Source organism: Winogradskyella sp. R77965, assembly GCF_044594915.1.
Taxonomy (GTDB): Bacteria; Bacteroidota; Bacteroidia; order Flavobacteriales; family Flavobacteriaceae; genus Winogradskyella.
In genome coordinates, this window is record NZ_CP138990.1 from 2960026 (window position 1) to 2972127 (window position 12102).

5 protein-coding genes, 1 tRNA gene and 1 pseudogene are annotated in these 12102 nt (G+C 34.9%); 2 read left to right on the forward strand and 5 right to left on the reverse strand.

Annotated features, from left to right (window positions below; all coding sequences use genetic code 11):
• The first annotated feature begins 6 nt into the window (after positions 1-6).
• Positions 7-2901 carry a hypothetical protein gene (locus tag SJY34_RS13310; protein ID WP_400076417.1) on the forward strand — a complete coding sequence of 965 codons (2895 nt, stop codon included), beginning with the start codon at positions 7-9 and terminating at the stop codon, positions 2899-2901.
• A 28-nt stretch (positions 2902-2929) separates the two neighbouring features.
• Here SJY34_RS13310 and SJY34_RS13315 read toward each other — a convergent pair.
• Positions 2930-4319: pseudogene (locus SJY34_RS13315) on the reverse strand (dipeptidase).
• Positions 4320-4454: 135 nt separating this feature from the next.
• Here SJY34_RS13315 and SJY34_RS13320 point away from each other — a divergent pair.
• Positions 4455-4536: transfer RNA gene (locus SJY34_RS13320), tRNA-Leu, on the forward strand.
• 54 nt (positions 4537-4590) lie between these two features.
• Here SJY34_RS13320 and SJY34_RS13325 read toward each other — a convergent pair.
• From SJY34_RS13325 to SJY34_RS13340, 4 genes are all read right to left on the reverse strand, one after another.
• Positions 4591-7473 carry an alpha-amylase family glycosyl hydrolase gene (locus tag SJY34_RS13325; protein WP_400076419.1) on the reverse strand — a complete coding sequence of 961 codons (2883 nt, stop codon included), beginning with the start codon at positions 7471-7473 and terminating at the stop codon, positions 4591-4593.
• A gap of 66 nt (positions 7474-7539) precedes the next feature.
• On the reverse strand, positions 7540-9336 hold the full coding sequence (locus SJY34_RS13330; protein WP_400076421.1) for a SusE domain-containing protein: 1797 nt from the start codon (positions 9334-9336) through the stop codon (positions 7540-7542).
• Between the two features lie 11 nt (positions 9337-9347).
• Positions 9348-10484, reverse strand: coding sequence for a SusE domain-containing protein (locus SJY34_RS13335; RefSeq protein WP_400076423.1), 1137 nt, complete (start codon positions 10482-10484; stop codon positions 9348-9350).
• Between the two features lie 11 nt (positions 10485-10495).
• Positions 10496-12097, reverse strand: a complete 1602-nt coding sequence (locus SJY34_RS13340) for a RagB/SusD family nutrient uptake outer membrane protein (RefSeq protein WP_400076424.1) — start codon at positions 12095-12097, stop codon at positions 10496-10498.
• Positions 12098-12102: the final 5 nt, after the last annotated feature.

Genomic DNA, 12102 nt, shown 5'->3' on the forward strand with positions numbered 1-12102 from the left:
TGAGCTATGCGAAATTTTATAACAGGTATCTTTTTAGTATTTATGTATTTAGGGTTTTCACAAGCCAGTGATACGCTCTATTATAATGCTTATTGGTCTAAAACAACCAAGGACAAAGCATTATTCTATAGACTTTTACCGCTTCAGAAAAAAGGTAGTTTATATGTCGTAAAAGACTATTATATCGATGGTACTCTTCAAATGGAAGCATTTTCATCTAGTGAGCAGAAAGATGTTTTTCAAGGAGACGTGATTTGGTATTATGCTAATGGTAAAAAAAGGCTTCAGCAAACGTTTAAAGATCATAAAATTGAAGGCAGAGAAAAAAGTTATTTTAGAGATGGTACGTTAATGTCTTCGGGACTTTATAAAAATGGTCGACAATTTTCGGGCTCATTCTACTTATCTGATACCGCAGTCGATAAAACTGCAGATTACAATGATGGGAAACTCATTTCTAGGAATGCGTATTACGAAGCTTCTAAAAGACTTGCTAGGAAGACGTATTACAATCATTATACCTACGCTTATGAGAAAACGGTCTATTTTAATCCCAAAGGTGATGCTCTAGTGTCTTATAAAGAATTTAATAGAGATGGCTTAAAAACTGGTATAACGCGAGTGTATGTGAGCACAAATGAAAATGCTAATATTGAAACTATTGTATTTATAAAATCACAAGCCTATGAAAATGATACTCTAGTCACTTATTTAAAAGATAAAGCTGGGAAATTAATTGCAAAGGGTATTTATAAAGGTGATTACCCTTACAAAGGTCAGTTTTTTAAAGACAACCGTTTAGAACGTTATGAAGGTAGTATGTTGAATGGCGAAACTATTTTTTATGATGATGCTTTTAATGAAGTGGCACGTGGAGTCTATAAAAGTGGAAAAGAATGGTCAGGAAGTTTTAGGGTATTGTCCTCAGAAGAAATTCAGAAATATGAAGCTGGTCAGATAATTGGTAAGATCACTAAAAATAAATATACGGGAGAATTGTACGAATGTACATTTAAGGATTACAATCCTATTGACGGTGAGTATTTTAACTTTAATGGTTTAGAATCTTATAGCAATGGCTATAAAACGAAGATGATAAGTTATGATTATGATACAGGCCGTGTAAAATCAATTACACATTATGTGCCAGATAGCTACAATACGGACCAAGTTATTTATTTCAACACTGATGGTACAGAGAGTATCGTAACGTACAAAAATGGTTTGCCTTATTCTGGCAAGGCTATCACCAACTCTGGCTATATGACCTATGTTAATGGTAAGACTAGTGGGCCATTTTTAATTGAAGATTATAAAGTATCTATAAAAGGGCATTATAAAGATTTTATGAAAATGGAAGGTGAGGTGCTCTATATTTTTCGGAAGACTAAAGATACCGTGCGTTGTATTTTTAAAGATGGTAAGCCTTATACTGGCACACAATATGAATGGTACAATTTCGAAAATTATAAAAACGGGAAAAAAGAAGGCTGGTCTTATATGAATTATTCCGATCGCCGTTTCGCTTATGATTCCTTAACCATTAAATACAAAGAAGATAAGCCGATTGATACAGCTACTTATTACTTAAAAGATAAAATTATCGCAGAAACTGAGTATCGAGATGGCAAACCATATAATGGTATAGTTTATAAAGGTGAGAATCACAAAATATATAAGGATGGCGACTTAATAGAAGCTAAGTATGCAAATTACAGACATTATAAAAAGTATCAATTCTTCAGTAATAACCTTCTTAATAAAGAAGTGGTTAGGGATTATAATACAGATACTTTAAAATATGAAATCATCTATAAAGATCAAAAACCCTATAATGGTAAACAAATTTATTACGATTCGATAAATACTAAGTATATCGAAACCGCTTATAGCCTCGGCAAAAAACAAGGTTTGCAAACCACTTATAAACGTTTATCTGAAAAGTTTATAACTCAGTATAATTTTAAGGCAGATAAAAAAGAAGGTGAAGCCAAATTCAACACCAAATTCTCGGATACGACATTCATAGCAATATATAAAGACGATAAACCTATAAACGGTATTGTTATAAAAGATGGTAAAGATTTTATTACCAAAAGTGAGTACCAGGATGCTCAACTTTTATCAAATAGCTACTACACAATATCGTCTTACTCACCAAAATTTATGACTAAAATAGATTACAAAAACGAAAAGCCATACAATGGTATGGAATTAGAGTATGTAGATAAAAAGAGGATCGTAAAAACATACGAATCTGGGAAACTTATTAAGACGTTAATAGGCGCTTATCGATTTAGAGATGGAGGAGAACCTGATGCGCAATATAAGGTTTATCATTTTCCAAAAATGGATAGTATTGTAATGACAAGTAGTTTTAAACCCGGTAGATGTGTTATTAAATATCAAAACAAATCAAAAAGTAAAGGAAGTTTTGAGATGTATAAGCTAGATGCTTTGATGGGTTCAGGCGCATTCAAGAATAAAACACTAACTGCATTTGATTACAAATATTATCATAAAGACAAAGGGCTAGAACGCATAGCTTTAAAAGATAAAAAATTAATATTCGATTTTTCAATAGATCCTTTTAGAGCTCATTTTGAATTAGACTCCCCTCAATTAAAACTTCCAATGTATAATTCTATCTTAAAGTTAACGGATTTTAAAGGGACTGATGAAACTTATATTGATTTATACTTAAATGGCGAAAACGGTGAGTTGCTTTCCAAGGTTTATATGAAAGATGGAAAACCTTATAATGGCATCTTCTTTATGCCTAACAAAGAAAAGTTTGATGTCATTAAAGTTACTAATGGGGAGCGTAGTGAACGTTTTTATGGTTTATCTGCAACAGAGGCTGTGGAAAAGATAAAAATATTAAATTCCAAAAAAGACTGATTCCTTTTTTGACATTTCTATATGTATTTTACTTTTTCAACTCCGTAAAATATTTATAAAACCAAGGAATAGTTTCAATACCTTTTAGGTAATTCCAAATCCCAAAATGTTCGTTTGGTGAGTGAATGGCATCACTATCTAGACCAAAGCCCATTAAAATGGTTTTGCTTTGTAGCTCTTTTTCAAAAAGAGACACAATAGGAATACTTCCGCCACTGCGTTGTGGAATTGGTGTTTTTCCAAAAGTTTCCTCATAAGCTTTTGAAGCCGCCTTATAACCAATATTATCAATAGGAGTGACATAACCTTGTCCACCATGATGAGGTGTTACTTTTACCGTAACACCTTTTGGTGCTATACTTTCAAAATGGTTTTTGAATAAATCTGTAATCTCTTCCCAATCTTGATTTGGTACTAAACGCATCGATATTTTTGCAAATGCCTGACTTGCAATTACTGTTTTCGCACCTTCTCCAATATAGCCTCCCCAAATACCGTTAACATCTAAAGTAGGGCGAATTGAATTTCGTTCATTAGTTGTATAACCTTCTTCTCCATAGACGGCATCAATATCCAAAGACGTTTTATAAGCGTCTAGCGAAAATGGCGCTTTTGCCATTTCTGCACGTTCTGCATCAGATAAGTCTTCAACCTTATCGTAAAATCCAGGAATGGTAATATGATTGTTTTCATCATGAAGTGATGCAATCATTTTAGTCAAGACATTAATCGGATTTGCAACAGCTCCTCCATATAAACCAGAATGTAAATCTCGATTTGGTCCAGTAACTTCGACTTCAACATAGCTTAGACCTCTCAGTCCAGTTGTAATAGAAGGTACATCTTTAGCAATCATGCCAGTATCAGAAATCAGAATAACATCATTTTTTAGCTTTTCGTGATTGTTTTTTACAAAAGTTGATAGATTAACGCTACCAACTTCTTCTTCACCTTCAATCATAAATTTCACATTACATGGCAGCTCATTGTTAGATGTCATGTATTCTAACGCCTTAACATGCATATACATTTGCCCTTTATCATCACATGCACCTCGAGCAAAAATAGCACCTTCAGGATGTAAATCTGTTTTTTGAATAACAGGTTCAAAAGGTGGTGAATTCCATAAATCTAATGGATCTGGTGGTTGTACATCGTAATGACCATAAACTAAAACTGTTGGTAGATTTTTGTCAATTATTTTTTCACCATAAACTATTGGGTAGCCCTTCTGTTTCGCATATTTCAACATGATCACAGCCCGCTTTTTCTAGACTTATTTTGATGATGTCAGCTGTTTTTATAACGTCTTTTTTATATGCTGAATCAGCACTAATTGAGGGTATTTTTAATAATTCTATTAGCTCGTTAAGAAAACGATCTTTGTTGGTTGTAACGTAAGATTTTATAGATTGCATTTGTGAATTCGGTTTCTAACAAAAGTAAGAATTCAGAATCAATTATTTCTTAAATAATTCCTATTTGAATATTGAAACTATTGTTTATATTTGCATCCCATTTGCCAATGGGAATTGCAGGTTTACCTGCTAAAAGCAGGCGTGGTGGAATTGGTAGACACGCTAGACTTAGGATCTAGTGCCGCGAGGTGTGCGAGTTCGAGTCTCGCCGCCTGTACACAACAAAAAAAGCTAACTTTAACGAGTTAGCTTTTTTATTTGTGTCAAAATGTTATAGCTTAACCAACTTAGACGTTTTAATTTGATTGTTGCTATTTTCTATTTTAACAACATACATTCCAGTTTTTAAGCTGGTAATATCAAAAGTATCAGTTCTGGTAAAATCACCATTAAAAGATTTTACAAGCTTACCCGTAATATCATAGATTTCAATAGATGAAACATTCAAACTAACGCTAAATGCTGTTCGAGTTGGATTAGGATAAATGCTAAATCCATATAATTCATTATTATCAACACTTAAAGCATTAGAGGGTTGATTTCCTAAGATTCTAAACTGACCAGCAGGAATTGAAATTGAAGATGCTGAATTTGCCACAGTAGTTGTTCCTGTTGCATCCATAAGATCATACCAAGTAGAAGTTACACCGCCAGGGAAATTAGTATTTACGTCTTGTGTTACAACATCAAAATTTGCCAATATGATAACATTCCTTAAAGCAGAAGTTGGAATTGAAGTATCGAATACATCAATTCTTGGAGTTAAACTCCCAGAAGTCATAGTATAATCTCCTTCAAAAACAGGTTCTTCAATTTTAAGTTTATGAAGTTTAGACCAATCTTCATATATCTGGCTTCTAAGCGCATTGGTTAACCAATTGTTTACCCATTGTGGTTGAGGTTTCGTATCTAATTTACAGCCATCATCATTAAATGATCCATCGGAACATGTAAAAATTGAGTTTTCCATACCAAGATCTGCAAAATGCCAAATCATTTTAGGTCCAGGAATCATTGCCGAGACAGCTCCTATTGCGGACATTCTCGATAAGGCTATATTTAAATTTTTAACGTTATGTGCGCCATTCGATTCATTTCCAAAAGTGACTGCTCTATACATTAAACGTTCTTCATCATGACTCTCAGGATAACCCAAAACTCTCGGACCATTGAATTGTGAACGGGAATTATGTCCAATACCATCAATATTACTATTTGAGCTATAGCCCATTAATAGCTGGCTATATGGATCAGTCATTTTTCCCCACATCATTATACCTTTACCTTCTCCTAAGCGGTAATTTGCCCATTCTTTTTCTTCGCTTTGAGTGCCTAAATGCTCAAAGATTACATAATGATCTGAGTCTAAAGACCATGAGTAATCAGCATAAGCTTTTAATACATCTACACGATCTTGCTGATATGAATTGGTACATCCTTCATCACTTGCCGTACAATTTTGAGTAAAACCTTTTGTTAGATCCCATCGAAAACCATCAATCTTAAAATCTTCAACCCAATGCTTAACAACGCGTTTTGAATAGTCTTGGGTGAACGTACTTTGATGATTAAAATCAGATCCTACATTATAACTATGTAAAGGGACTTGGTTAAAATATGGATTGTCACTGCTTGGACCTCCCCAACCATCACCATCAGCATCATCCATCCACATACGTACCATTGGATTTCTGCCGAAGGCATGATTTAAAGCGATATCAAGAATTACGGCGATTCCATTTTGATGACATATATCAATAAATTCTTTAAATTTAGCTTCAGTTCCATAAAATTTGTCTAATGCCATATGAAATGAAGTATTGTATCCCCAACTTTCGTTGCCCTCATATTCCATAACCGGCATTAATTGAATAGCATTAATATTTAGATTTTTAAAGTAATCTATTCTGTCAATTAAATCTTGATAATTTCTGTCGGCATCAAAATCTCTAATTAATACCTCATATACTATCAAATCCTCCTCTTTTGGTGGAGCAAAATTAGGCACTTGCCAGTTGTAAGGTGTTTGACCTGTTTGTAAAACTGTAACTTCACGTTCTTGACCAGCAGGATATGCTGGCAAATTTGGATATGTTGAAGCTGGAATAAAAGGGTCATCAAAAGGAGATAAAACTAAGGTCGAAAAAGGATCTGCTGTTTTAACCAATGAAGGTGAGTTTGCAATAGGATTGGTATCAAATACCCAATATTGATAGGTTTCTATTTGTCCAGATGTTAGCCCAGAGACTTCCAACCAGTATTTTCCAGTATCAGGATCACGTTTCATAACATCGCTGTTAGTCGGTGAATAATTGTTCCAACTTCCAGCAATTTGAATAAACTCTTTACCAGGTGCATTTAACACTAATGTTGCTTTTGTAGCATCAGCAACATAATTGATACCATCTTCCATACCAGCAGGTAGTGCTTCTTCCACTACTGTTGGCACAACAATAACTTCAAAACTAGCTTCTCCAGTTTCAGTAGAGCTGGGAGGCGTACCAATAACTTTTACAGTTCCGCTTTCGGTAACATTTGTAATTGTATAATCACATGCAGGGAATCCACATGTTCCTGTAGCTATAGACACATCGTTATATAAAATCTCATAACTGCCTTGTACTGTAGTTGAGCCTTGAAAAGTAATTGTTGCACTTACTTGTATATCACTTCCAGAATTTACAACAATTGTGTCACTAGAAGGTTGAAGAATATCTATAATTACACTTCCTATTGGAAAAATAAAATCATTACACCCATTATCTTTTAGTTCTTGCGTTCCGTCAGCATTTCTAAAAACCATTCCGATTTGAGTAGCATTATCTGCTTGCATTTGCGTAAGCCCATAATAAGATTGTGGTGTTATGGTAATACTAAATGTTCCGTCGCCATTAGAGGTCATTTGACCAACACCATCGTCTTGTCCCCAATTTCCTATAACGCTAAATCCAAAAGCATTGGAGTTATCTCCAATACCAGAATGCATATAGACATTAGTTACATTATTAAGTCCATTACAATCTGAGTCTGTACTATTGGTATCTACGGTAATTGTTACGGGTTCATCAACTTCAATAGCTCCAACACTCAAAGTAACTTGAGAAAAACTACTTAATGAAACAAAGGTTATTAGAAAGAATAATATTTTTTTCATAGCTATATATTATTATTTAAAAAAAAAGCTATGCCTTACGCATAGCTTTTTTAAGATTATATGAATTTACTCAACAGTAATCGTTAAGTTACCTGTGTCTATTGTTACTGTATAAGTTCCAGGTGTACCATCAAAGAAGAAATTACTATCTCCATCCATGGCATTAATTAAATCAGAATCTATAGTATATCCATCAGCTTCATAAGTTGGATAGTTGATTCCAGTTCCCCAATCACTATTAACAGTAAAGAACCTAAACGCATCATTTGTTAAGGCGACTTGTCCAGAATAAATTCCTGCTCCAGTACAAGGTAAGGCTACAGGAGTATCCCAAGACCAACCAGCATCAACGACACCAGCTCCTACCATCCACAATTGTTCATAGTCACAAAGTAATTGCTCAGGTCCTAAAGTAATAGTCTTATTAATATCATCAACCGTTAGGAAATAAGTGCCAGGTGTTCCATCAAAGAAGAAATTACTATCTCCATCCATTGCATTGATGAGATTTGAATCTATAGTGTATCCATTTCCTTCATAGGTTGGATAGTTAGTTCCAGTTCCCCAATCATTATTTACTGAGAAGAATCTGAACGCATCATTTGTTAAAGCAACGTTCCCTGAATAAGTTCCATTACCAGTACATGGTAAAGCTACAGGAGTATCCCAAGACCATCCCGCATCTACAATACCAGCTCCTACCAACCATAATTGGTCGAAGTTACAGTTTGGGCCTACAACTGGAGGACCTAATGTAATTGTTTTATCAGCCGTATTTATTTGAATAAAATACTCTCCTGGTGTACCAACAAACTGGAAGTTACTATCACCATCTAAAGCATTTGCTAAGTTTGAGTCAATTGTATAACCAACGGCTTCGTAGTAAGGATAGTTAAGTCCACTTCCCCAATCCGTGTTTACAGTAAAGAACCTAAATGCATCATTAATTAAATTAATATTTCCTGAATACGTATTGCCTTGAAGAACCAATTCAACTGGATTATCCCAAGACCAACCTGCGTCAGCTGCACCTGCACCAACAACATATAATATTGGTGCTAATTCTATACTGTAAGGAGTAACAGTAATGGTTACGGCATCAGAAAAACGCTCTAAATTACCTGCTTCCATTTCTATTGTAGCCTTAATTCTAAAATCAAGACTTCCTGCTTCTTCTGCGGTAAGACCAGCATTTAATACGAGTTCGTTAAATGCTTCGTGGGTGTTTGAATAAGACATGCCATCGACACTTTCCGAAACAGCACCGGCAAAATCAGTTCCAGCTTCAGCAAATTGAACTTCATAGTTTACAGTAACGGTAGTATTATCTCCAAAATCTGGATCTTCCCAAGCTATCGCGATCGCTTCATCATTTGGAGTTGTTTCAAGTAAAACAAGTTCAAATGTGTTATCTGGACTTGTAATTACTGGCGGAGATTCAGAATACGATGATACACTAAAGCTTACACTGTTAGTAACATTAGTTCCTGAGTTCACTCTCATAAATACAGTAAAAGGTTCAAAAGCATCAGCACCAGCTCCCAATAAAACATTATTAAAGTCGGCAACAGTCATTGTAAATCTATCTGATGTAGAAGATCCAATTGTTGTTGGGCTTTCAAACAAAGCGTCTGGTGATAATTCAACCATATAACTACCGCTAGAAGATAATTGATCATTCCATACTATTGTGAATGCTTCATTATTCGGCAAATTGTAGTTTAAGTTGATATTAGATATCGCAGGCTCCAACAATTTAAATGAAGCATCAGGCATCGTAATATCAATACTTTCTTCTGTTTCACACGCAACTAGAACTAAGAATAGACTCAGTATAAATGCGCTAATTTTGTTTATTTTCATAGTGTTATTTTTTATAAGTTAAGAGGAATCAAAATATAATCTCCGGTTAAGTCGTTGAACCAAACTTCATAATCATCTTGAACAACTACAGGAATTGGTCCTCCACCTTCAGTAGCTACACCAGAAAACGAAGTACTTCCTCCCCAAGTTGAACCTGTATTGGTAGCAAATTGGGCGTCACCAGGTTGAAGGTTTACACTATTGATATACCATAAATGACTATCGAACCCAGATTGTGTAAATGCAGCATCTGCTCCTACAGCACTTCCTTGAAGTGTCATACTTGTAAAATCTACCGCACCAGATGCATCAAATGCATCAGTTGTATAGGTGTTAGATGAAAAGTTAATCGTAAACGTATAGTAACCATCAGTTGGTACACCAAAACGACCAGGATCACTGTCTTGTGTTCCAGGGTTACCAGCAATACCACCAGAAGTAACTATATCATCACTTCCTTCATCAGTTTCTGTTCCCCATTGTGGTTGCCATTGTCCTCTAACTTCTAATATTTTAAATCTCCCATCATCAAATCCACCACCACCTTTAGTGAAGAAGCCAGTAAAACGATATAAATTACCATTTTCGGCATCTCTAAATAAAGGAGGATTGTTATTGTTATTATTCCAATCTGCAGAAGTTCCATTTCCAACTAAATAATAATCATCAAATAAATAATTGAAGTAAGGTTGAACCTGAAAGCTAATCGCATTAGAACTTACTGGAAGACCATTCTGAGTTCCAATAGAACTCTCTACTTTAGCATATAAAGTGCTAAACATAAAAGGTGGTATTCCAGCTAATCCAGCTGAAGAATTTAATTCGTTAACTGACAAGGTAGCAGATGTGGTACCAGTAATTGTTGTTGCAACAATTGGGTTTGTAAATGCATTATCAGAAGATAAAACTACTGAGTAGCTTTCTGATGCTGGTTGTCCGTAATCTGCTTCGTTCCAATTAAACGTAACCGCAGGATTACCAGGATTAGAAGCATCTAACTCTATCATTGTGATAGGTAGCTCAGAAAGGTTTATAGGTTGTGTTTCTGTGGCGATAAATTCTTCCGCATCATCCTCACAAGAGTTCATTAAAAAACCGAGTGACAAAACTGTCAACAATAAAACTTTAAATTTTAATATTTTTTTCATTTTGTTTTTTTTTAGTATCCAGGATTTTGACTAAGGTTTGGATTAGATGATAAACTGAAATTAGGAATAGGATATAAATCTAAGTGTGCAGGTATAGCAATGCCATTACTTCCATTGCCTTTCCAAGCCCAGTTATAATTTCCACCAGTGTATAATCCAAAACGGATTAAATCTTGTCTTCTGTGTGCTTCCCAGTGTAATTCTCTAGATCTTTCGTCTAAAATAAACGGAAGTGTAAGATCACTATTAGAAATCATATTCGGATTGTTAGCTCGCATTCTTAATGCATTTACTAAATTCACAGCTTCAGTTGCAGAACCTCCTCCTCCTCTCAGATAAGCTTCGGCATACATTAAATGTACATCTGCTAATCTAAATAATGGAAAATCAGTATCAACAAACGTTTGATCAATACCAGGTGTTCCGTTAGATGTGACGTTGGCGTATTTCTGAATAATGAAACCTGTATCTCTATCAGAGATATCTATAATTCCAATTGGTCTGTCAGCAGAGATAATGGTATTTCTATCATCATCTATAAAATCACCGCCTTGCCATAATTCTGCAAATTCTTTTCTTACTCTAAGAGCGCCTCCCCAGCCTCCTTCTGCAACACCAACTTCTGCACCGTTAACTTCAATACTACCAACAGAACCATTAACCATTACAGTGGTTGGTCCGAAGTTTTGAGTCGTAAAGCCATCTGATACTATCGGAAAGATAATTTCGTTAGTCGCTGAATTTAAGTTGTTATCTGCTAAGAAATTATGTCTATAATCTGTTGCAAGACTATAACCTGAATTTAATAATTGTTGACAGTAGTTCATACAATCTGCATACCTGTCCGTTCCGATATAAACTTCTGCGTTGAGATACATTTTAGCAAGAATCATATGAGCAACACCTCTATCTGCTCTACCATATTCATTTTGTCCTGCTGGAACTAAATCAGATTCGACAGCTAATAATTCACTTTCAACAAAATCGAAAAGTTGCGCTCTATCGTATACAGGCAAAACTTTATTTACTACATCGTTATCCGTTCCAAAATTAGCCTTACCAAAAAGATCCATCATATAATAGTAAGATAGTGCTCTCAATAATCTTGCTTCAGCACGATATTCTGCAATGTCAGTGCGGATAGCATCTGAAACACCTCTTTCATTTAATTTCTCATCAGTAGTTTCTCGTAAGAAATTGTTGGCGAGGGAAATAGTGAGATGTGTTCTACTGTACATTCCTAATATTAAAGGATTTTGGGCAGTCCAGATATTTCTTTGAAGTTCTCGTGTTCCTGGATCATTCTCATAAGACCAAATCATTTGGTCTGCAGAAAGTGTCTGCATGTATAATAAGACACGACCAAACTGGCTGGTACCTGCATCGATTCCATCAATATTTGAATTACCAGCACCTTCTGTACCAGTTAATGCAAGATTTGCATATACACCTGCAATTACTTGTCTGTAAGCCCCTTCATCTTCAAAAAGTTCTTCGCCTAATAGAGTGTCATCGTCATTAGGAACAATATTTAGATCATCTGTACACGATGTGATGAACGTAAATATGAATAGTAATGAAAGGACACTAATGTTTTTAATTCTTTTTTTCATAGTCT